This is a genomic window from Acidovorax sp. GW823-FHT05D11 (genome assembly GCF_058795695.1).
Genome location: NZ_CM179502.1, coordinates 2227017 through 2249876 on the forward strand (window position 1 = coordinate 2227017; position 22860 = coordinate 2249876).

Genomic DNA, 22860 nt, shown 5'->3' on the forward strand with positions numbered 1-22860 from the left:
TGTATTTCCATGGATTCCGTTGCTTCCCCCGCCGCGCTGCAAGGCGTGCGCGTCATCGAAATGGGCCAGCTCATCGCCGGGCCCTTCTGCGGCAAGACGCTGGGCGAGTTCGGCGCCGACGTGATCAAGATCGAGGCCCCCGAGACAGGCGACCCCCTGCGCAACTGGCGCCTCATCAAGGAGGGCACCTCCGTCTGGTGGCAAGTGCAGTCGCGCAACAAGCGCTCGGTGGCACTCGACCTGCGCCAGAAGGAAGGCCAGGACATCGCCCGCCAGCTCATCGCCGAGGCGGACGTGCTCGTCGAGAACTTCCGCCCCGGCACGCTCGAAGGCTGGGGCATGTCGCCCCAGGAGCTGCACGCGCTCAACCCCGGCCTGGTCATGCTGCGCATTTCGGGCTACGGCCAGACGGGGCCGTACCGCGACCTGCCGGGCTTTGGTGCCATTGGCGAGGCCATGGGCGGCCTGCGCCACCTCACGGGCGAGCCCGGCCGCGTGCCGGTGCGCGTGGGCGTGTCGATCGGCGACACGCTGGCGGCGCTGCACGGCACCATCGGCGTGCTCACGGCGCTGTACCACCGCAAGGTCAACGGCGGCCAGGGCCAGGTGATCGACGTGGCGCTGCACGAGGCGGTGTTCAACGTGATGGAAAGCCTGATCCCCGAATACAGCGCCTTCGGTGCCGTGCGCGAGGCCGCGGGCAGTGCGCTGCCGGGCATCGCGCCGTCCAACGCCTACCCCTGTACCGACGGCTGGGTGCTGGTGGCGGGCAATGGCGACAGCATCTTCAAGCGCCTGATGGACGCGATTGGTCGGCCCGACCTGGGCGCCGCGCCCGACCTGGCCAACAACACCGGCCGCGTGGCCCGCGTGGAAGAAATCGACGCCGCCATCGGCGCCTGGAGCGCGCAGCGCACGGTGCAGCAGGTGCTGGACGCCCTGGGCGCTGCCCGCGTGCCCGCCGGCAAGGTCTACACCGCCAAGGACATTGCGCAAGACCCGCACTACCGCGCCCGCGACATGCTGCTCACGCAACAGACGCGCGACGGCTACAGCGTGGAGGTGCCCGGCATCGTACCCAAGCTCTCGGCCACGCCGGGCAGCATCCGCAGCAGCGCTCCGCACCTGGGCGACGACACCGATGCGGTGCTGGCCGAGGCAGGCCTCACGGCCGAACAGATTGCGCTGCTGCGCAGCAAGGGGGTGATTCAATGAGTGCATCCAATACGGTGTGGCAGGGCGCAGGCCGCCGCATCCACATGCAGGAAGTCGGCCTGCGCGACGGCCTGCAGATGGAGAAGGCCTTTGTGCCCACGGCCGACAAGATCGCGCTGTGCAATGCGTTGTCGGCAGCGGGTCTGGCCAAGATCGAGGTGACTTCGTTCACATCGCCCACCGCCATCCCCGCGCTCAAGGATGCCGAGGTCGTGATGCGCGAGATCACGCGCCGCCCTGGCACGGTCTACACCGCGCTGGTGCCCAATCTGCGCGGTGCGGAGCGCGCCATCGAGTCGCGCACGGACGAGCTGAATCTCGTCATGTCGGTGAGTGCCACGCACAACCTGGCTAACCTGCGCATGACGCCGGAACAGTCGTTCGCGGCGCTGGCGCAGGTGGTGGCCCTGGCGCAGGGCGCCAAAGTGGCGGTGAATGTGTCGCTGTCGTGTGTGTTTGGCTGCCCCATGGAAGGTGACGTGCCCCAGGCCGATGCGTTCGGCTGGGTGCAGCGTTTTGTGGATCGGGGCGTGCGTGGCATCACGCTGTGCGACACCACGGGCATGGCCTATCCCACGCAGGTGCACGAGCTCACGGCGGCGGCCCGCGCGCGCTGGCCGGGTGTGGAGTTCACCCTGCATTTCCACAACACGCGTGGCATGGGGCTGGCCAACGTGCTGGCGGCCATTGACGCGGGTGCGGACCGGTTCGATGCCTCGCTGGGCGGCCTGGGCGGCTGCCCCTATGCGCCGGGCGCCAGCGGCAATGTGTGCAGCGAGGAGATCGTGCATGCGCTGGCGCTGATGGGTTATGACACCGGGGTGGATCTGGTGCAACTCGTGGCGGTGGCGCAGCAACTGCCTGCGCTCATCGATCACGACATTCCCAGCCAGATCGCCAAGGCGGGTCCGCGCCTGGCGCTGCACCCGGTGCCTGCCGATTTCGAGGCGATCCGCGAAAGGGCGCTTGCCCGCTGAACACGGGTGAGCCCGCATTACCCCAATAACACGAGGAGACAAACGCCATGACATTTCACACCCCGCTGTCCCGCCGCATCTTTACCGTCGCCGTGCTGTGCTCCGCCGCCTTGGCCGCGGGCGCGCAGGACAAGTACCCCTCCAAGCCCATCACCGTGGTGGTGCCCCAGGCGGCGGGCGGCGCCAACGACGCCATTGCGCGCGTGGTGGCGCAAAAGCTCGGCGAGCAACTGGGCCAGAGCGTGATCGTGGACAACCGCCCCGGCGCGGGCGGCACGCTGGCCACGGGCGCCACGGCCCGTGCGCGCAACGATGGCTATACCTTGCTGCTCACGGCCGACAGCGCCCATGTGATCGGCCCCGCGCTATACAAGAACCCGGGGTTCGATCCCGTCAAGGATTTCGCGCCCGTGGCGCCCGTGGCCACGGCGGGCTATGTGTTGGTGGCACACCCATCCTTCCCCGCCAGTACGGTGGCTGAAATGGTCGCATTGGCCAAGGCCAGCCCCGGCAAATATTCGATCGCCTCGGCCGGCAATGGCACGCTGAACCACCTGATCGGCGAGATGCTGCAGAAGGCCGCCGGCATCCAGCTGCAGCACATTCCGTACAAGGGTTCCGCCGCTGCAGCCACCGACGTGGTGGGCGGGCAGGTGCCGCTGTCGGTGCAAAGCCTGCCGTCGGCCATTGCGTTCATCAAGGCGGGCAAGCTCAAGGTGCTGGGCGTGGTCAATGAAAAACGCGTGGCGGCCTTGCCGGATGCCCCCACCATTGGCGAGACGATCAAGGGCTTTGGCCAGGCGCCCTGGTACGCGCTGTTTGCCCCGGCCGGCACGCCCGCGCCCATCGTGGCGCTGCTGCAGGCCGAGGTGGCCCGCGCGCTGGAGCACAAGGACGTGGTGGACAAGCTGGCCACCGTGGGCTGCGAGCCCTTCAAGGGCACGGCGGCGCAGCTGGCCGCGCTGGTGCAATCCGATCTGCCCAAGTGGAGCCGTGTCGTCAAGGACACGGGGGCGACGGTCGATTGAGGGGCGGCCGCCGCCCCTTTCGGCTTTTCACTTTTTTTGGGGGTCAAACCCTTCGCAACAACGACAACGGAGACATCGCGTTCATGAACACAACCCGCAAACAATTCACCATCCTGGCCCTCGCGGCCCTGGGCACCTGCTGTGTCGGCAGCGTGGGGGCGCAGGGCGCTTACCCGTCCAGGAACGTGACCCTGGTGGTGCCCACCGCCGCCGGCGGCACCACGGACCTGTCCGCCCGCATGCTGGCGCAGGCGCTGGCGCCCGTGCTCGGCCAGTCGGTGGTGGTGGACAACAAGGGCGGCGGCAACGGCAACATCGCGGCATCCGCCGTGAAGCGCGCCGAGGCCGACGGCTACACGCTGCTGATGCAGTACTCCGGCTACCACGTGATCTCGCCCCACATCACCAGGCAAAAGCAGTGGGAGCAAGGCGACTTCCAACCCGTGGCCAACGTGATCTCGGCCCCGCAGATCATCGTGGTGCGCAACGACCTGCCCGTGAAGACGCTGGCCGAGCTCATCGCCTACGCCAAGGCCAACCCGGGCAAGCTCAACTACGCCTCGTCGGGCAATGGCTCGCTGCAGCATGTGACCGGCGCCATGCTGGAGCAGCAGGGCGGCGTGAAGATGGTGCACGTGCCCTACAAGGGCACGGGCCCCGCGCTGCAGGACCTGCTGGGCGGCCAGGTGGACCTGACCTTCGGCACCGCGCCCCCGTTCATGCCCCACATCGCCAGCGGCAAGCTGCGCGTGCTGGCCGTGACCGGCAAGCAGCGCCTGCCCAGCCTGCCCGACGTGCCCACCACCGCCGAGGCGGGCTACCCCAAGGTCGATGCCACCTCGTGGTTCGCGGTGTTCGCCCCGGCCGCCGTGCCCAAGGCCGTGGTGGACAAGCTCACGGCCGACATCCGCACCGTGGTGCAGAACCCGGCCTTCCAGCAGAAGGCCCAGGAGCAGGGCGCCACGGCCGACTACCAGTCGCCCCCGCAGCTGGGCGAGAAGGTCAAGGCCGATCTGGCCAACTGGGCCTCGGTGGTGAAGACCTCGAAGATCGAAGCGGAATAAGGATCAAATTGGTCTTCGGCGCTTGATTGAAAAGCGCCAGTAGCTATTATTTGTGTAGCATTTCGGGTGGAGGTGGCTGTGCGCTGTCCTGCGCGCAGCCACAATATGCGGCATGTCTGATGTGCATTCCGAAGAACTGCTGGCGCAGGTGGCTGCGCTGCCCGCGCTGCCCGGTGTCTACCGCTATTTCGACGCCCAGGGCGCGCTGCTGTATGTGGGCAAGGCGCGCCACCTCAAGCGCCGCGTCTCGAGCTACTTCACCAAGAACCATGGCGGCACGCGCATCGGCCACATGGTCGGCAAGATCGTGCGCATGGAGACCACGGTGGTGCGCTCCGAGGCCGAGGCGCTGCTGCTCGAAAACAACCTGATCAAGACGCTGAACCCCAAGTTCAACATCCTGTTCCGCGACGACAAGAGCTACCCCTATCTCAAGATCACCGGCACGCCGGGGGCTGCCGGGGCGGGCCGCGGGGATTCGCCCTCGCAGGTTTTTCCGCGCATGGCGTACTACCGGGGCGCCGTGGACAAGAAGCACCGCTACTTCGGCCCGTACCCCAGCGCCTGGGCGGTGAAGGAGTCCATCCAGCTGCTGCAGAAGGTGTTCCGCCTGCGCACCTGCGAGGACACGGTGTTCGCCAACCGCACGCGGCCCTGCCTGCTGTACCAGATCAAGCGCTGCACGGGGCCGTGTGTCAACCTGATATCGCCCGAAGCCTATGCCGCCGACGTTGCGCATGCCGAGGCCCTGCTGCGCGGCGAGACGCAGGAGGTGCTGCAGGCCATGGAGGCGCGCATGATGGCGCACTCCGGCCAGCTTGAGTTCGAGCAGGCCGCAGAGGTGCGCAACCAGATCCAGGCGCTGTCGCGCGTGCTGCACCAGCAGTCCATCGAGACCGCTCATGACAAGGACGTGGACATCCTGGCCGTGCGGGTGTTGGGCGGCCGTGCCTGCGTGAACCTGGCCATGGTGCGTGGCGGGCGGCATCTGGGCGACCGCCCGTACTTCCCCGTGCATGTGGAGGACGCCGCGGCCGTGTTCGAGGAAGAGGGGGGCGAAGGCGCCGACGACGCCACCCCCAACCGCGTCGCCCGCCGCGTGGAGGTGCTGGTGCTCGAGGCCTTCATTGCACAGCACTACATCGGCGTGCCCGTGCCCCCGGTACTCGTGACCAGCGAGCCGGTGGACAAGGCGCTGCTGGAAGCCCTGGGGGACCAGTGCGGCCTGCGCGTGACCGCCGTGCACCAGCCCCGCGAGCAGCGGCGCGCCTGGCTGGACATGGCGCAAAAGAACGCCGACCTGCAGCTGGCGCGCCTGCTGGCGGAAGAGGGCTCGCAGCAGGCGCGCACGCGCGCCCTGGCCGAAGCGCTGGACCTGCCGCCCGAGGACCTGGACCAGCTCACCATCGAGTGCTTCGACATCTCGCACACGGCCGGCGAGTCCACCCAGGCCTCGTGCGTGGTGTTCCACCACCACAAGATGCAGAGCAGCGAATACCGCCGCTACAAGATCGAAGGCATCACCGGAGGCGACGACTACGCCGCCATGCGGCAGGTGCTCACGCGCCGCTACAGCAAGGTGGCCGAAGCCGCGCGCGAGGCGGGGGGCATCGACTTTGCGGCCAACCCGGCGCCAGGGGCCGGCGAGCCCGTTCAGCCCCGGGGCGTGGCCCGCCTGCCCGACCTGGTGCTGATCGACGGCGGCAAGGGCCAGGTGGGCGTGGCGCGCGAGGTGTTCTCCGCGCTGGGGCTGGACCTTACCCGCATCGTGGGCGTGGAAAAGGGCGAAGGACGCAAGGTGGGGCTGGAGGAGCTGGTGTTCGCCGACGGGCGCGAGAAGGTCTACCTGGGCAAGGACTCGGCCGCGCTGATGCTGGTGGCCCAGATCCGCGACGAGGCCCACCGCTTCGCGATCACCGGTATGCGCGCGGCGCGCGCCAAGGTGCGCGTGGGCGGGGGCCAACTGGAGGAGATCGCCGGAGTGGGCCCCAAGAAGCGCGCCCGGCTGCTGCAGCGCTTTGGCGGTGTGCGGGGCGTGGCATCGGCCAGCGTGGAAGACCTGGCCACGGTGGACGGCATTTCGCGCGAGCTCGCCGAGGAAATCTACCGCGCATTGCGCTAGACGCCGTGCTGATCGCGGCGCACCCGGAGTTCCCGGTGCCGCCGTGACACAATCGCCGCCATGTTCTGGACTATCCCCACCTTGATGACCTGGACGCGCATCGTCGCGATACCTTTGATCGTGGGGGTGTTCTATGCGCCGCTGGACCCCGCCACGCGCAACCTGATCGCCACCGTGATGTTCGTGGTGTTTGCCGCCACCGACTGGCTGGACGGCTATCTGGCCCGCAAGCTGAACCAGACCTCGTCCTTTGGCGCCTTCCTGGACCCGGTGGCCGACAAGTTCCTGGTCTGCGCGTCGCTCCTGGTGCTGGTCCATCTGCAGCGCGCCGATGTGTTCGTGGCGCTCATCATCATCGGGCGCGAGATCGCCATCTCGGCCCTGCGCGAGTGGATGGCGCAGATCGGCGCGAGCAAGAGCGTGGCCGTGCACATGATCGGCAAGGTCAAGACGACGGTGCAGATGATCGCCATCCCGTTCCTGCTGTACGACGGGCGTCTGTTCGGAATGATCGACACCGGGGTGTGGGGCACCTGGCTCATCTGGGCATCCGCCGTGCTCACGGTCTGGTCCATGGTCTACTACCTGCAAAAGGCATTGCCCGAGATCCGCGCGCGCGTGAAGTGACATGGAACCGTGGGCCGCAGGCGCCATGGGCTGGGCCAGGCCCGACTTTCCGCCCCCTTTCGGCGCGCGCCCTGGCCGGGGCGCCGGCTCCCTGGGGGGCGGAGGCCGCGTACTTCTTGTCATCCCGCCGACGCCCTGCATTCCGGTGCGCGGCAACGTGCTTCAGCCCGCCGTGCAGTGCTGGAACTGGGGTGTCAATACGGAATGCTGCCCATACGGCATGTTTGAGACAAAAACGCCCCACAAGCCCTGTCGCAGCGTGAAATACGACTAGAATTCGACGCAACGCTGCTCCAAAGCAGCGTGTTGTATTGACACCCGGAAACTCGATGGCTTTAATCTGATGCAGCAGCCACTGCTGTGTATGCCAGTCATTCCCCCGTCTGTTTTCAACCAGCCCTTGGCTGTGCTTTCGGACGTGTGAAGACCAGATATCCGCGAGACATTCCATCAACTCTTTTCCGAGAGGCTTCTTGTGAACAAAACCGAACTGATTGAGCACATCGCTACCAACGCCGACATCTCCAAGGCCGCTGCTGCTCGTGCCCTGGAATCCACGATCGAGGCCGTCAAGAAGACCCTGAAGAAGGGCGGCACCGTTTCGCTCGTCGGTTTCGGCACCTTTGCGGTCGGCAAGCGCGCTGCCCGCACGGGCCGCAATCCCCGCACGGGCGCAACGATTAAAATCAAAGCTGCTAAAGTTCCGAAGTTTCGTCCTGGCAAGGCATTGAAAGATGCCTTGAACTGAGGATCAGTTTAGGTGGGGTCCTTAGCTCAGTTGGTAGAGCGGCTCCTTTACACGGAGTAGGTCGGCGGTTCGAGACCGTCAGGACCCACCATCACCGAACAAAGGCGAACGCAAGTTCGCCTTTTGTTTTTTGCCTTCTGAAAGATCGACCATGTTTGAATCCATCCGCAAGCACTCCAAGATCGTCATGGTCTTATTGTTCTTGCTGATCATTCCATCGTTTGTGCTGGTGGGCATTGACAGCAACTACTTCTCTGAAAAGAGCCCTGTGGTCGCGCGCGTCGATGGCAACAAGATCAACCAGACCGACTGGGACAACGCACATCGCATGGAGACTGACCGCATGCGCGCGCAGTCTCCCTCGGTCGATCCCAAGCTCCTGGACTCGCCGCAGGCCCGCTATGCCACGCTGGAGCGGCTGGTGCGCGACCGGGTACTGGCCGCCGCCGCGAAGGACATGCACCTGGTGACGAGCGACTCGCGCCTGGCTCGCAGCCTGCAGGAGATCCCCGCGATCGCCGGGCTCAAGCGCGCGGACGGCACGCTCGACGCGGAGGCCTACCGGGCCCTGGTGGGTACGCAGGGCCTGACACCCGAAGGCTTCGAGGCGAACGTACGGCGTGATCTTTCCACCAGCCAGGTCCTTGGCGGCGTGATGGGTTCGGTGTTCGGCACCAATGCCCAGGTCAAGGTCGCGCTGGATTCGCTGTACGAGCAGCGCGAAGTCCAGGTGGCCCGTTTCAAGTCCACGGACTTCGCCGGCAAGGTGGTGCCCACGGATGCGGACCTGGAGGCGTACTACAAGACCCACTCCGCCCAGTTCCAGCAACTGGAGCAGGCCGCGGTGGAGTACGTGGTGCTGGACCTCGACAGCGTGCGTTCCGGCATCACGCTCAATGAGGATGATCTGCGCACCTACTACAAGGAAAACGTGGCGCGCATGGCAGGCAAGGAAGAGCGCCGTGCCAGCCACATCCTGATCAATGCCCCCAAGGAGGCCTCTTCGACCGACCGCGAGAAGGCCAAGGCCCGCGCCACCGAACTGCTGGCACAGGTGCGCAAGGCGCCCGCCACGTTCGCGGAGGTTGCCAAGAAAGCTTCGGACGACAAGGGTTCGGCCACGGGCGGCGGCGACCTGAATTTCTTTGGGCGTGGCGCCATGGTCAAACCGTTTGAAGACGCGGCCTTTGCGCTCAAGAAGGGCGACATCAGCGATGTGGTGGAAACAGACTTCGGCTACCACATCATTCAGCTGACCGACATCAAGGCGCCCCGCCAGCCTTCCTTCGAAGAGCTGCGCCCCGCCATGGAGGCGGAGCTCAAGCAGCAGCAGGCCCAGCGCAAGTTCGCGGAAGTGGCCGAAGCGTTCACCAATGGTGTGTACGAGCAGGCTGACAGCCTCAAGCCGGTGGCCGACAAGCTCAAGCTGAAGGTGCAGGCGGCATCCGGCATCACCCGCACGCCCGCGCCCGGTGCGGCTGGCCCGCTGGCCAATGCCAAATTCCTCGAAGCCCTGTTTTCTTCGGACTCGCTGCAGAACAAGCGCAATACCGAAGCCGTGGAAGTCGGGCCCAGCCAGATGGCAGCCGGCCGCGTGGTGCAGTACACCCCCGCCAGGACACTGCCGCTGGAAGAAGTTCGCGCCCGCGTGCGGGAGCTTTACATTGGGCAGAAGGCGTCGGAGCTGGCGCGCAAGGAAGGTGAAGCCAAGCTGGCAGCGTGGAAGGCGACTCCGTCCAGCGCCAGTGGCTTGAGCGCCCCTGTCCAGATTTCACGCGAGCAGGTGCAGAGCCTGCCCCGGCCGGTGATTGATGCAGCGCTGCACACACCCACGGAACCCCTGCCGGCCTGGACTGGCGTGGACCTGGGAGCTGAAGGCTACGCGGTGGTGAAGGTCAACCGTGTGGTGCCACGCCAGGCCCCCGATGCGCAGCGTGCCCAGCAAGAACGTCAGCAATACCTGCAATGGTGGGCATCGGCCGAGGGCCAGGCGTACTACGAGATGCTGAAGAAGCGCTTCAAGGCAGAGATCAAGGCGCCTCGTCCGTCCGCCCTGGCACAAGCTACCGCAGAAAATTGATCAAATTGGCCGTGGGATGAAAATCCCAGGCTATAATACACAGCTACGGTGGCTGTAGCTCAGTTGGTAGAGTCCAGGATTGTGATTCCTGTTGTCGTGGGTTCGAGCCCCATCAGCCACCCCAAACATGCAAAAGCGCTGCAACGATAGTTGCAGCGCTTTTTTTGCTTTTGAGGCCCGCAACGGAGTTCTCGGTCACCAGCTCGCCCCAGGCGGGGGCATCTTGGTGGCTGAAGGCCTCAGTGGTTGCCGCAGATCTTGTGGCACAGCGCATACTGTGCCTTCTATTCCTTTTCGGAGCCTTCCATGAGCCTTGTGATCCGCGATGCGTCGCCCAGTGAAAAGCGTGGCAACGCCATGTCCGCAGCCCTTGCCAAGGAGCAACTGGAGTACGCGGTCCAGATCGTGCGCGAGGTTCTACCCCAGAGCGCGGGAGATGGCGCCTTGATCGGAGCGGTGGTGCAGGCCATTGCCATGAACTACGCGGCAGTTCCTCAGCCCAACCGATAGTGGTTCACGCTGTCCGGGGCATGGGGCTGCCCGGGCAGGTGGGTGCGAAACCGCATGGATGCCTTTGTGGCCTGTGCCTTGCTTTTTGTAGAGGGGCTTGGTACAGCACCTGGCCTGTAAAGGAAGCTGGCCTGCCCGGAGGGACTCGAACCCCCGACCTATAGCTTAGAAGGCTATTGCTCTATCCAGTTGAGCTACGGGCAGATAGATGGAGATGGGCTTTTGGCGCACGGGGGCCTACTTGCCTTGCGGAAATCTTCCGCAACCGCGCGATTGCGCAGAGCGTGGATCATAACCCGTGGCCAGTGCTGCCCTGGACAGACCCGCCCGCGCTGATGCGGTGGTAGCAGGGGCAAGGCGGATGCGGTTATAACGAGGCCACACGCGCTCGCCATCCATTTCCTCGATCTGGCCACACCATGCCCCACAGCGTCACGCTCATACACACCATTGCTGCTGCGCTGGGGCTTGCTTTGGCGCTGGGTTTCGTGGCCGCGCGGTTGCGGCTGCCCGCACTGGTCGGGTATCTGCTGGCGGGGGTGGTGATCGGACCTTTTACACCCGGTTTTGTGGCGGATGCAGCGATGGCCAGCCAGCTGGCAGAAATTGGTGTGATGCTGCTGATGTTTGGCGTCGGCCTGCATTTCTCCCTGGGGGATCTGCTGGCCGTGCGAAAAATCGCCGTGCCCGGGGCTGTGGTGCAGATGATGGTGGCCACCGCGCTCGGCATGGCGCTGGCCACCTGGTGGGGATGGGGGCTGGGCGGTGCCCTGGTGTTTGGCCTCGCGCTGTCGGTGGCCAGCACGGTGGTGCTTTTGCGTGCCCTTGAAAGCCTGGGTATTCTGGACAGCCACACAGGCCGCATTGCCGTGGGCTGGCTCGTGGTGGAAGACCTGGCCATGGTGCTGGTGCTGGTCTTGCTGCCGCCGCTTGCCGGCTGGCTGGGCGGCAGCGGACCCGATGGCGCCGCGGCGAAGGATGTGGATGGCGCGGCACTGTGGCAGGCCCTGGGATGGACGCTGCTGCAGGTGGGCGGCTTTGTCGCGTTGATGCTGCTGGTGGGGCGCCGCCTGTTTCCGTGGGTGCTCTGGCAGGTGGCACGCACGGGCTCGCGGGAGTTGTTCACGCTGTGCGTGGTGGCGGCCGCCGTGGGCATTGCCTTTGGCTCAGCGGCCCTGTTTGGGGTTTCGTTTGCGCTGGGGGCCTTTTTTGCCGGCATGGTGATGCGTGAATCAGAGTTCAGCCACCGGGCCGCGCAAGAATCCCTGCCGTTGCGCGACGCTTTTGCCGTGCTGTTCTTTGTCTCCGTCGGCATGCTCTTCAACCCGGCCGTGCTGTGGGACCGCCCGGTGCAGGTGCTGGCGGTGGTGGCGATCATCATGCTGGGCAAGACGCTGGCCGCTGCCGCGCTGGTCCTGGCATTTCGCTATCCGCTCAATACCGCCCTCACGGTGTCCGCGAGCCTGGCCCAGATCGGGGAGTTCTCCTTCATCCTGGTGGCGCTGGGTTCTTCGCTGGGGCTGCTGCCACCTGAAGGGGCCAGCCTCGTGCTGGCGGGGGCACTGATTTCGATGGCGCTCAACCCCATGCTGTTCCACGCCATTGCTCCCTTGCAGACCTGGCTGCGCGCTCGCTCGGAGCTGGCGCGGCGGCTGGAGCAGCGGGACGATCCGCTCGCGGAGCTCCCCATGAGCACCGACGCCCGGTATCTCGCTCGGCAGGTGGTGCTGGTGGGCTATGGCAGGGTGGGGCGCCGCGTGGCACAGGTGCTGGTTGCCAATGACATTCCATTCGTCGTGGCGGAGCAGAACCGTGAACTGGTGGAGTCATTGCGGGAAGCGGGCATTGCGGCGGTCTTTGGCGACGCCGTGGACCCCGCGGTGCTGATCCAGGCCCACATCGCACGGGCCGCGATGCTGGTGATCGCAACACCGGACACGCTCAATGTGCGCCAGATCATCACTACCGCGCGCACTCTCAATCCCCACATCGAAACCGTGGTGCGCAGCCATAGCGGGGACGAGGCCCGCAGGCTGGCGCAGGAATGCGACAGCACGGTGTTCCTGGCCGACGAGGCACTGGCGCAGGCCATGGCCCGCCATGTGCTGGAACGCACGGAGGCCCGCCTCGCACGCCACACCAGCCCGGCATCGCTGCACAGCCGGGTCTAGCTTGGTCTTTGAGGCCTGTAGCGCTTTGGTGGAAAGCGCTGAATGCTATGAATTGAATAGCAAATCAGTCGGTTTCTTCAAATACCAGTGCTGGAGGCGCCATGATGCGCGCCGTGTTCCCCAGCTCTTCGATCAGGTGGTTGGCGAAATAGCTGTTTTGCGTGTCCGGCTCCAGCGCGGCAAGGGCCAGGTTGGCGCGGGGCTGGTTCAGCGGCACGTAGAAGCTGCCTGCGGGCACGTCGATGGCGCTGCGCACGGGCGACACCTGTACACGCACGATTCCTGTGCCACCCGCGATGGTGCCGATCACATCCTGGCGGTCGCCTGCCTCGCGGGCGGTTTCACGGTAGATGTCGGCCAGCGCGGAGCCCGGCTCGGCCACGCGCATGACCTGCAGGCCCAGCAGCCTCAGGCGCTCGACGGCGGCGGTGGAGCTGGCCGAAAGCCAGTAGCCGCAGGGCCGGGCCCGGGTCTTGGTCGGGCGCAAGGTGAGGGAGGAGTTCCAGTCCACGCGGATGGGGCGGTCTGCCCCTGTCTCCGGGTCGAGGAAGTCCAGCTCCCGCTGGGTGGGCGTGGCGGCGGCCTCGATCACGGCCTGGTCGCGGCAGGCGAGGGCACTCACATCCCGCGCGACAAAGGAGCGGACCTGCTCCAGGTTGCCGGCGCGCTCGGCCGTGCTGCGCAGCGCGCTGGCGATGGCCGTGACCTGCGAATGCACGCGGCGCTGGATGTGCATGCGCCCGATGCCCACGCCCCGTGTTTCGATCAGCAGGCTCACCGTGTTCTTCAGGCCGTTCACGTTGCGGCCCGTGTCGGGCTGTGTGCCGCCCATGGAGATGCGCTTGTCCTCCGGATTGGTCGAGGTGGTGTAGTACCAGTCGCTCGTGAGGCCCTGCGCCTTGAGCGCTGCCACCATCGGCTGGTGGTACCACTCCTGGGAGGCCTTGGTCAGGAACTCGGGGTAGTTGGCGGTGGTGGTGTATTGCAGCAGTGCGTCGTAGCGCTGGATGGCATTGAATTTTTGCAGGTAGCGGCCCACCACGGTGTATTCGTGGGCGTCCACGACGAGGATGGGGCGGTAGTCATTGACCACCTTGGCCAGCGCGCGGGCCTCCGGGGTGTTGAGCAGCAGGTGGTCGCGGTTCAAGTCCACGCCATTGGCCGTGACACGCGTACCCACGGCCGCGCCGTCGGGATTGGCCCGGGGCACCACCACCACATTGATGCGGTCGAGCAGGGGCTCGAGCAGCCCCTGCACCAGTTCGCGGCTGATCACCAGCAGGGCCTCGCTGCCCGCAGGTTCGTCGCCATGCTGTTGCCCGACCAGAACGACCGTCGGCCGGCCACTCGTGTCCAGGTTGGCGGGCTCGGTGCCAGCGGCACGGGTGACCAGCAGCCCCTGGATGGGCTCCCCGCGTTGGGACGTGCCCAGATGGAGCAACCTGGTGCGCGTGGGGCCGCGGGGGGCCGGTTCAGCCAGCGAGAGCAGCCATTGGCCGAGTTCGGCATTGGTGGTGAAAGCCCGGCGGTCCGGGCCCAGGCCAGGCGTGCTGTAGGCCACGGCGGGGTCGGGGAAGCGGGCTGCCACGGCTGCGCCATAGGGCGGTGCCATGGGGCCTTCGTTTTGGACCACCAGCGCGGCGGGTGGTGGCAGGGGGCTGGCGATGGCCCCCTGACGTTGCGCCTGCGATGCCTGGCCCAGCGGCGTGGGCACCACGGTGCCCTGCTGCACACGCGGCAGCGGGGCCGGTGCGGTGGTCCTGGCGGCAGGGGTGGACGGCCAGGGGGGCAGGGGCGTGCTGGAGCAGGCCGTCAGCAGCACGGCGACCAGCAGCGCCGACGCGCGCAAGGGCATCCGCCTTGTCGAAAAGGCGGGCGCAACCAGGGCGGCAGGGGCGTCCGTTGGGTGGCGGAGAAAAGGGGAATGCATGGTCATGGTGGTTTCTGCCATTGGGAGCCTCGCGGGCGGCTTGTTACGGTGATGTTACCTGCCCGCCCCCGCAGTACCGTGTCAGCGTACATCCCGTTGCAAACACAGGGTTGACACCCGGATTGCCGCTTTTCCACGCAGTTTCACCGGCGACTCTCGAAGGCGCCTTGCCGCAAGCTTGGGTGATCGCGGCCCCTGGGGGCTCAGCGCCACCCCCTGCGAGCGGGCACGTGCCATCCCGCAACCGCCGAATGCGCGCCGGGCCGCGGCGTGCCGTGCCCGCGCTTACATGCCCGGGCCGGAAGCGAGCGGGCTGGATGGAGACTCCGCCGCCGCATGCGCGGCCGCTGGCGCCCCGGGTGCAGCCGTGGTCGCCGGCATCATTTTCAGCCGCAGCAGCGCGCGCACGAACCCGTGGTCCGAACGGGTGCGGTCGCGCCCTTCATGCAGGTGGTCATTGAAATAGTCCACCCGCCGCACGTCGCCGATGCTGTTTCGACCGTTGTGCACGAACTCCTCGCTCACCAGGATCTGGTCGAGCACGCTGGGCGAGCCCTGGTGGATGTGCGAGTACGCCACATCCTTCTTCAGCGCCGCGTCGCCCTGCAGGTCGTAGGCATTGAACAGGGCCACATCGCGGGCGGAGCGGTCGTAGGCGATCTCGTTCGTGGCGCAGATGAGCTGCGTTGTCACGCTGTCGGGCGTGTCGTTGAAATCCCCCATCACCACCAGCGGCACGCTGGTGCGGTGCAGCAGATCGATCACCAGGCAGCGCAGCGCCATGGCCTCCGCGCCCCGCATGATCAAGGAACGCAGGGAGGCCAATGCCATCACCTTGCGGTCGTCCCGGTCTTCCGTCGGGTTGCCCTGCGCATCCTGCAGGAATTTGGGGCGCTTGGACTTGAGGTGCGCGGTCAGCACATTCAGGCGCTGACCATGCTTCATGCGCAGCGTCAGGACCAGTGGCGGCCGCTCAAAGCGCGCATGCACCGCCAGCCCTGGTACATCCACGTGAAAGCCCGGCGGGAATTCCGGGAACGACTGCAAGGCTTCCACCTTGAGCCTCGTGGCGATGCCCACGCGTGGCGTGCCCTGTGCACCGCCATGCGTGGCGTCGTTCTCCGCCCCGGGCACGGCCACGAAGTCGTAGCGCAGGCCGCTGCGGCCGATGGCCCCCTTGAAGGCCGCGTCGTCCCATACCTCCTGCACCGCCAGCACATCGGCATTGAGCATGCGGAAGCGGTCGCCCAGCCAGGTGAGCTTGCGATCAAACTCGGCCTGGGTGTACGGATCCTGGTTCTCATAGAACAGGCGGCCCGGGTTGGCCAGGTTGAGCACGTTGCAGGTGGCCACCATCAGGGTGGCCAGGGGCTGGGGTGGGTCGTTGGGGCGCATGGGCAGAGCATCGCACAAGGATGCCGTGGCTGCGGTCCGCACCGGCTGGCAGGGTCAGAAGGCCCGCAGCGCGTCGCCCGCCAGCACATGCAGTCCGGCAGGGCCTGACCGCACGGCCCGCACGAGCGCCCGCGCCACATCGGTGCCCGGACGGGCGCGGTACTTGGCGGGAATGACCGGATCCAGCCACCTGAACAACTTGATGGAGATGGATTCGGCGGGGCGCGCTGCCTGTTGCAGGGCCTGGCGTTCCCCGATGAGCAGGGAAGGGCGCGCGATCACCAGCGTGGCAAAGCCCAGGCTCTGAAGGTCGCGCTCGACCTCGCCCTTGACGCGGTTGTAGAAGATGCCCGACTGCGCGTTGGCGCCCATGGCGGTGACCACGCCGCAGCGGGTGGCCCCGGCGGCACGCGCTGCGCGGGCGGTGGCCAGCACGGCGTCATGGTCCACGGCGCGAAAAGTACTCTGGCTGCCCGCGGCAGCCATGGTCGTGCCCAGCGTGATGTAGACCTCGTCAATGGGCGGCAGGGCGGGCAGGGCGGCAAAGTCCACCGCGTGCAAGTGCAGGCGGGGGTGGCTCGTGGCTGGCGCGCGCCGTCCCTTGGCGTGCAGCACATGCACGGCTGCCACGCGGGGGGCGCCTGGAGCGCCCCCTGCCTCATCCGTCTCAGCGGTTAAAAGATCCGCGAGAACCGCCTGGCCCACGAGACCCGTTGCCCCGGCCACCAGAACCACCCGTGCCTCCGCCATAGCCGCCACCTCCACCGTTGCCGCCACGATAACCGCCACCACCACGGCGACCGCCGCCGCCCATGCTGTCCACGCTGGTGCGCATCGGATCAGGCTGGCCGCCCGCGCCGCCGCCGGCATGGCCGGAACTGCGGTGGCCCGGGTTGGCGTGGCCCATGTGCGTGCCCAGGTGGGCATTGGCGCGTGGAGGTTGCGAGTCGTCATAGCGGTTGCCGCCTTCGTAGCCACCACCACCGCCGCCGCCGCCGGAGCGGCCGCGTGCAGGGGCCTGGCCACCAGCGCGTGCGCCGCCGCCCTGGCCGCCACCACCGCCGGCACGGGCGCCGCGCGGGCTGTTGCTGCCACCGCCGCTGCCTGCTGCTGCGCCACCACCGGCGCGGCCGCCACGGCCGCCGCCATTGCCACCGCCGGCTGGGCGGGGGCCACGGTCACCGCCGCCAGCACCCTGGCCTGCCTTGTTGGTGCGGATGCGTTCCATCATTTCGCTGCGCGCCGCCTTGGCGGCGGCCTGCATCACTTCGCGGCTCGGGGGCTTGCCGGCGCCGCCCCAGATGGTCTGGCGGCCCATGGCGATGGGCTCGGCCTTCTCGCCTGGCTCGGGCCCAAAGCCTTCGATGATCTGCACCGGGATCTGCTGCTTGGTGAAGCGCTCGATGTCCATCATGAAGCCCTCTTCGTCCATGCAGACCAGGCTCACGGCTTCGCCGGTGGCGCCAGCGCGGCCCGTGCGGCCGATGCGGTGCACGTAGTCTTCCGAGACGTTGGGGATTTCATAGTTGACGACGTGGGGCAGGTCGTCGATGTCGATGCCGCGCGCGGCAATGTCGGTGGCCACCAGGGCGCGGATATCACCGCTCTTGAAGCCGGCCAGGGCCTGCGTGCGGGCGCTCTGGCTCTTGTTGCCGTGCAGGGCCATGGCCTGCACGCCGTTCTTGGTCAGGAACTCGGCCACGTTGTTGGCGCCGAACTTGGTGCGCGTGAACACCAGCACCTGGCTCCAGTTGTGCTGCTGGATGATGTGCAGCAGCACCTGCTTCTTCTTGCCGCGGCCCACGGGGTGGATCACCTGCGAGATGCGCTGCACGGTCGTGTTGCGCGGCGTGACCTGGATGCTCTGCGGGTTCTTGAGCAGCGTGCCCGCCAGCTCGCGGATCTCGTCGCTGAACGTGGCGGAGAACAGCAGGCTCTGCTTGTCCTTGGGCACCAGGGCCAGCACCTTCTTCACGTCGTGGATGAAACCCATGTCCAGCATGCGGTCGGCTTCATCAAGCACCAGGACCTGCACGGTCGACAGGTCCAGGAAACCCTGCTGCTGCAGGTCCAGCAGGCGGCCCGGGGTGGCCACCAGGATGTCCACGCCGCGCTTGATGCGGTCGATCTGCGGGTTCATGCCCACGCCGCCGAAGACCACGGTGGAGTTGATGTCGAGGTACTTGCCGTATTCGCGCACGGACTCTTCCACCTGGGCGGCGAGTTCGCGGGTGGGGGTCAGCACCAGGGCGCGGATGCCCTTGCCGCCGAACTTGTTCTTGGGTGCGGCGCTTTGCGAGAGGCGGTGCAGCATGGGCAGGGTGAACGCGGCGGTCTTGCCGGTGCCAGTCTGCGCGCCGGCCAGAAGATCGTGGCCTTCCAGAACGGCGGGGATGGCCTGGGCCTGGATGGGCGTGGGGGTTTCATAGCCCGTTTCGTGCACGGCCTTCAGGATGGCAGGAGCCAGGTTCAGTTCGTCAAATGTCATGTCGTTGATTGCGCCCGTCCGGGGCGCTGGGTATCAACCTGTCGTGCAACCGGGGGGTTGCCGAGCCAGTCTCAGGCTGATGAGGTTCAGGATTGGGAGCCCGGAAGCGTTGCTTCTTTCGTCCCCAGCAGTGTGCTGATGTGACGGGCAACTGGAGCCCGCTACGGTGGGTATTGTCGCATGGCCCGATAATCTCGGTTTGCACGCAGAATTTCTGCTCACTTTTGCAGGTTTGACATTCAATGGCCCAATACGTTTTCTCCATGAACCGCGTCGGCAAGATCGTGCCGCCCAAGCGGCAGATCTTGAAAGACATCTCCCTGAGCTTCTTCCCGGGCGCCAAGATCGGCGTGCTGGGAACCAACGGTTCGGGCAAGTCCACCCTCCTGAAAATCATGGCGGGCCTGGACAAGGAAATCGAGGGCGAAGCCATTCCCATGGCGGGCCTGAACATCGGCTATCTGCCCCAGGAGCCCCAGCTGGATCCCACGCAAACCGTGCGGGAGAGCGTGGAAGCGGGCATGGGCAAGCTATTTGCCGCCAAGGCCCGCCTGGAGGAGGTCTACACCGCCTACGGCGCCGAAGACGCCGACTTTGATGCGCTGGCCGCCGAACAGGCCGAGCTGGAGGCCATCATCGCCACCGCCGGCACCGACTCCGAGCACCAGCTTGAAATTGCCGCCGACGCGCTGCGCCTGCCCCCGTGGGATGCCAACATCGGCGTGCTTTCTGGTGGTGAGAAGCGCCGCGTGGCCCTGTGCCGCCTGCTGCTCTCCAAGCCCGACATGCTGCTGCTCGACGAACCCACCAACCACTTGGACGCGGAATCCGTGGACTGGCTGGAGCAGTTCCTGCAGCGCTACTCCGGCACCGTGGTGGCCATCACCCATGATCGCTACTTCCTGGACAACGCGGCCGAGTGGATCCTGGAACTGGACCGTGGCTCCGGCATTCCCTACAAGGGCAATTACTCCGACTGGCTCACGCAAAAGGGCGCACGCCTGGAAGCCGAGCAAAAGGGCGAAGAAGCCCGTGCCAAGGCCCTGAAGAAGGAACTGGAATGGTCGCGCCAGAACCCCAAGGCCCGCCAGGCCAAGAGCAAGGCCCGCCTGGCCCGCTTCGAGGAATTGAGCGACTACGAATACCAAAAGCGCAACGAAACGAACGAAATCTTCATTCCCGTGGCCGACCGCCTGGGCAGCCAGGTGATCGAGTTCAAGAACGTCACCAAGTCCTTTGGCGACCGGGTGCTGATCGACAACCTGAGCTTCAACATTCCCGCGGGCGCCATCGTCGGCATCATCGGCCCCAATGGCGCAGGTAAATCCACGCTGTTCAAGCTGATTGCTGGCAAGGAAAAGCCGGATTCGGGCGAAGTCGTCATTGGCTCCACCGTCAAGATGGCCTTCGTGGACCAGCACCGCGATGACCTGTCCAACGACAAGACGGTGTGGGAAGACGTGTCCGGCGGACTTGACATTCTCAATGTCGGCAAGTTCCAGATGGCGAGCCGCGCCTACTGTGGCCGGTTCAACTTCAATGGCGGCGACCAGCAAAAGAAGGTCGGCATGCTTTCCGGCGGCGAACGCGGCCGCCTGCACCTGGCCAAGACGCTGATTGCTGGCGGCAACGTGCTGATGCTCGATGAGCCGTCCAACGATCTGGACGTGGAAACTTTGCGGGCTCTGGAAGATGCGCTGCTGGAATTCGCCGGCACGATGTTGGTAATCAGCCACGATCGCTGGTTCCTGGACCGGATCGCCACGCACATCCTGGCCGCCGAAGGTGACAGCCAGTGGACGTTCTTTGACGGCAATTACCAGGAATACGAGGCGGACAAGAAGAAACGCCTGGGTGAAGAGGGTGCAAAGCCCAAGCGGATGCGTTTCAAAGCCCTCAAATAAGGCGTCAGGTCAAGTAGCATTGCATCTGGAAACTTGTCGTCCGATTCCTTCCCCCACCATGTCCCAGACTGCGTCTCGCTCGAGAACCGTTTTCCGTGCCTGTGTCGTCAACGCCGTGCGCGGGGGCGAGGCGCTGATGCAGCAACTGGTCAAGGTCACGCAGGCGGCCTTGACGGAGGAAGAGTCGGCCAACCGCAACATCCAGCAGCGCAACCTAGTCAGCGACAGCCTGCGGCTGCTGAACCAGCATGAGGCTGCGCTGGTCAAGGGCTACCCCATGGCCTTGCTGGAGATCTTCGCCGAAGGGCCGGGCATCGCCAAAGGCCGCAGTTCGGCGGAAGACACGGGCATGGACTTCGGCGAACTCTCGCTCATGGATGAGAGCGAGATGCAGGCGCAGGTGGAACTCTCCAAGGCGCAGCAGTCGGCACTGCACGCCACCGACGCGGTGCTGGCCGAACTCAATACCCTGGTCAGTTCGGCGCAAGGCCTGCGCAGCGTGCAGCCCGAGCGCAACCCCTTGCGCCCTGAAAGCTACATCCGCGCCCTCCAGCAGGTCGTGGGCGACACCGGTGTCTCGCCCGAGGTGCGCCAGCTGTGGATGCAGCACATGCGCGATCTGCTGGGCAAGCTCCTGGTCGATGAATACAAGAAAACCGCTGCGAGCCTGAGAGAGCACGGCGTGCAGCCGGTCGGCTATGCGGTGCTGGGCACGCCTTCCGGAAACTCGGGGCGCGGCGGAGGATACGGCGGCCCTGGCATGAACACCGGCATGGGGACGGGCTATGGCGGGGGGTATTCCGGCTACGGAAACTCCATGGCAGCACCGATGGGAGACTATGGCACCACCGGCTATGGCCGGGGAATCGGCCCGTCGACCGGCTGGAGCGGCGATTCCATGCAGTCGCCCATGGCGCCCGCCGCGGAAGAGGCCCTGTTGACCGTGGGCATCCTGCGCCAGATGCTGGCGGGTGGCGACCCCTTCGATCCGCGTGCGTACGGGGCGGCGATGCCCTCGCAGCCGGTGGCGCTGCAGCCTGCGTGGGTGGCGTCGCCTCAAGTGGGGGGCGCCGTGGCCGGAGCACAGGCGATGCCCCATGGCGGTGGCTATTTCCCTGCGGGCGCCGCGGCGGAGGCCATCGAGGACATGGCCCAGCTTGAACGCCTGGTGGGCCGCCTTGCAAGTGGCAGCCAGTCGGCTTCGCTGTCGGCCCCGCTGTCGGGATGGCGGGGCCCCGGGGTGGCGCCGGTGGTCTATGCGGCCATGCCGATGGAGGCCGCCACGCAGTCCACGGCCATGGCCATCGAAGTGGTCGGCCGCATGATGGAGAACATTGCGCAAGACTCCCGCCTGCTGCCGCAGGTCCAGCAGGCCGTGAAGAGTCTGGAGCCTGCGCTCAAGCAACTGGTGCGGCACGATGGGCGGTTCTTCTCCGACGGAACCCATCCCGCCCGGCGCCTGCTCGACGAGCTGACGCAGCGCAGCCTCGCTTTCACCGCGGAATCCACGCCCGGGTTCAGCCGCTTCATGCGCCTGCTCAATGGGGCGGTGGAGCACCTCACCACCAACGAAATCAAGGATGCGGGGCCCTTCGACACGGTGCTCAAGGCCCTGCAATCCGCCTGGGAGGCGCAGGAGCAGAAGATCAAGGCCCACCAGGAGGCGCAGCAGAAAGCCCTGTTGCATGCCGAACAGCGCGAAATGCTGGCCGAGAAGATTGCGGCGGACATCCGCAAGCTGCCGGATCTGGAGAATGTCCCTGCCGACGTGCTCGATTTTGCGGCAGGTCCCTGGGCCGATGTGATCGCGCTGGCGCAGGTATTGAAGGCGGACGACAGCCGGGATGAAGATCCTGGTGGCTATCTGGCGCTGGTTCCAGTGCTGCTGTGGAGTTCGCAGCCAGACCTGACGCGCAAGGAGCCTGACCGCCTGAATGAGGCGATTCCCGGCTTGCTGGCCAAGCTGCGCAAAGGTCTCAAGACCGTCAACTACCCTGCCGTTCAGACCAGCGCCTTCTTGCAGCGGCTGGTGGGCCTGCACCAGTCTGCCTTTGAAAAGCCCGCGCCCGCCCCCGTGGCGGCAGCGCCTCAGGCAGAGCCAGAGCCGGAGGCCGATGCTCCGCCGCCGGCGCCGCAGCCTGCCGAAGCCGCGTCCTCCGCCCCGGTACCGGAGGACAGCGCACAGGCGCCTGTCGAGGCAGCCCCCGATCCCTATGCCGATTTCGTGATCGGTGCCTGGGTCGAGCTCATCACCAATGGTCGGCTGGTGCGCACCCAGCTCACCTGGGCCAGTCCGCATGGCACGCTGTTCCTGTTCACGGCGCCCGATGCGAGCACGCAGTCCATGACGCGGCGCATGCGCGACAAGCTGGCCGCGGAGGGTTCGTTGCGCGTCGTGCCAACCCTGCCGGCCACCACCCGTGCCCTGGATGCCGTCGCCGCAGGAGCGGCCCGCAAGGGTTCGGGCGGATCCGGGTCGACGTCGGGCTCCAGGTCTTCCTCTTCCAAGACGCGCTAGAAACCAACCGGCCCCGGCCCCGGCTCCGGCGGCATTCCAGGCCCTGGTCCAGCGGCTGCGACGGGGCGCCTTTCCCCGCCATG

Annotated in this window: 16 protein-coding genes and 3 tRNA genes; 14 read left to right on the forward strand and 5 right to left on the reverse strand. The window is 66.4% G+C overall.

What is annotated here, in order from left to right:
- The first annotated feature begins 9 nt into the window (after positions 1 to 9).
- The 11 genes from AC3RCE_RS10320 (at position 10) to AC3RCE_RS10370 (ending at position 10371) form a co-directional block, all read left to right on the forward strand.
- Complete coding sequence (locus tag AC3RCE_RS10320; RefSeq protein ID WP_492255109.1) at positions 10 to 1215, forward strand: CaiB/BaiF CoA transferase family protein; 1206 nt, start codon at positions 10 to 12, stop codon at positions 1213 to 1215.
- A complete protein-coding gene (locus AC3RCE_RS10325; protein WP_492255110.1) occupies positions 1212 to 2192 on the forward strand; it encodes a hydroxymethylglutaryl-CoA lyase in 981 nt (326 codons plus the stop codon). Before AC3RCE_RS10320 ends, AC3RCE_RS10325 begins: the two co-directional genes overlap by 4 nt.
- Before the next feature lie 47 nt (positions 2193 to 2239).
- A complete protein-coding gene (locus tag AC3RCE_RS10330) occupies positions 2240 to 3220 on the forward strand; it encodes a Bug family tripartite tricarboxylate transporter substrate binding protein (RefSeq protein WP_492255111.1) in 981 nt (326 codons plus the stop codon).
- Positions 3221 to 3303: 83 nt separating this feature from the next.
- The gene (locus AC3RCE_RS10335; RefSeq protein ID WP_218294241.1) at positions 3304 to 4284 is read left to right on the forward strand and encodes a Bug family tripartite tricarboxylate transporter substrate binding protein; all 981 of its coding nucleotides are present in this window, start codon (positions 3304 to 3306) and stop codon (positions 4282 to 4284) included.
- Positions 4285 to 4396: 112 nt separating this feature from the next.
- Positions 4397 to 6406: an excinuclease ABC subunit UvrC gene (gene uvrC, locus AC3RCE_RS10340; protein ID WP_218338932.1), complete on the forward strand. Its 2010-nt coding sequence runs from the start codon at positions 4397 to 4399 to the stop codon at positions 6404 to 6406.
- 60 nt (positions 6407 to 6466) lie between these two features.
- Positions 6467 to 7033: a CDP-diacylglycerol--glycerol-3-phosphate 3-phosphatidyltransferase gene (gene pgsA / locus AC3RCE_RS10345; RefSeq protein ID WP_218294243.1), complete on the forward strand. Its 567-nt coding sequence runs from the start codon at positions 6467 to 6469 to the stop codon at positions 7031 to 7033.
- A gap of 475 nt (positions 7034 to 7508) precedes the next feature.
- On the forward strand, positions 7509 to 7781 hold the full coding sequence (locus AC3RCE_RS10350; RefSeq protein ID WP_008906675.1) for an HU family DNA-binding protein: 273 nt from the start codon (positions 7509 to 7511) through the stop codon (positions 7779 to 7781).
- 15 nt (positions 7782 to 7796) lie between these two features.
- Positions 7797 to 7872 (forward strand) — tRNA-Val (locus AC3RCE_RS10355).
- Between the two features lie 60 nt (positions 7873 to 7932).
- Positions 7933 to 9861 carry a SurA N-terminal domain-containing protein gene (locus AC3RCE_RS10360; protein WP_492245509.1) on the forward strand — a complete coding sequence of 643 codons (1929 nt, stop codon included), beginning with the start codon at positions 7933 to 7935 and terminating at the stop codon, positions 9859 to 9861.
- Between the two features lie 48 nt (positions 9862 to 9909).
- Positions 9910 to 9985, forward strand: a tRNA-His gene (locus AC3RCE_RS10365).
- 182 nt (positions 9986 to 10167) lie between these two features.
- Entirely contained in the window at positions 10168 to 10371 is a 204-nt protein-coding gene (locus AC3RCE_RS10370) for a hypothetical protein (RefSeq protein ID WP_055400780.1), read from the forward strand.
- Between the two features lie 127 nt (positions 10372 to 10498).
- Here the strand turns inward: AC3RCE_RS10370 and AC3RCE_RS10375 are convergent.
- Positions 10499 to 10575: transfer RNA gene (locus AC3RCE_RS10375), tRNA-Arg, on the reverse strand.
- Positions 10576 to 10790: 215 nt separating this feature from the next.
- Here AC3RCE_RS10375 and AC3RCE_RS10380 point away from each other — a divergent pair.
- Positions 10791 to 12542, forward strand: a complete 1752-nt coding sequence (locus AC3RCE_RS10380; protein WP_218294245.1) for a cation:proton antiporter domain-containing protein — start codon at positions 10791 to 10793, stop codon at positions 12540 to 12542.
- Between the two features lie 64 nt (positions 12543 to 12606).
- Here the strand turns inward: AC3RCE_RS10380 and AC3RCE_RS10385 are convergent, their stop codons facing one another.
- From AC3RCE_RS10385 to AC3RCE_RS10400, 4 genes are all read right to left on the reverse strand, one after another.
- Positions 12607 to 14478, reverse strand: coding sequence for a M14 family metallopeptidase (locus AC3RCE_RS10385; RefSeq protein WP_492255112.1), 1872 nt, complete (start codon positions 14476 to 14478; stop codon positions 12607 to 12609).
- 279 nt (positions 14479 to 14757) lie between these two features.
- Entirely contained in the window at positions 14758 to 15867 is a 1110-nt protein-coding gene (locus AC3RCE_RS10390) for an endonuclease/exonuclease/phosphatase family protein (RefSeq protein WP_218338908.1), read from the reverse strand.
- A gap of 54 nt (positions 15868 to 15921) precedes the next feature.
- On the reverse strand, positions 15922 to 16497 hold the full coding sequence (locus tag AC3RCE_RS10395; RefSeq protein WP_492255113.1) for a Rossmann-fold NAD(P)-binding domain-containing protein: 576 nt from the start codon (positions 16495 to 16497) through the stop codon (positions 15922 to 15924).
- A gap of 37 nt (positions 16498 to 16534) precedes the next feature.
- Complete coding sequence (locus tag AC3RCE_RS10400; protein ID WP_492255114.1) at positions 16535 to 18355, reverse strand: DEAD/DEAH box helicase; 1821 nt, start codon at positions 18353 to 18355, stop codon at positions 16535 to 16537.
- Positions 18356 to 18597: 242 nt separating this feature from the next.
- Between AC3RCE_RS10400 and ettA the strand changes: the two genes are divergently transcribed.
- Both ettA and AC3RCE_RS10410 read left to right on the forward strand, forming a co-directional pair.
- Positions 18598 to 20259, forward strand: coding sequence for an energy-dependent translational throttle protein EttA (ettA, locus tag AC3RCE_RS10405; RefSeq protein ID WP_010460919.1), 1662 nt, complete (start codon positions 18598 to 18600; stop codon positions 20257 to 20259).
- A gap of 58 nt (positions 20260 to 20317) precedes the next feature.
- Complete coding sequence (locus AC3RCE_RS10410) at positions 20318 to 22777, forward strand: DUF1631 family protein (RefSeq protein WP_218338905.1); 2460 nt, start codon at positions 20318 to 20320, stop codon at positions 22775 to 22777.
- Positions 22778 to 22860 lie beyond the last annotated feature (83 nt).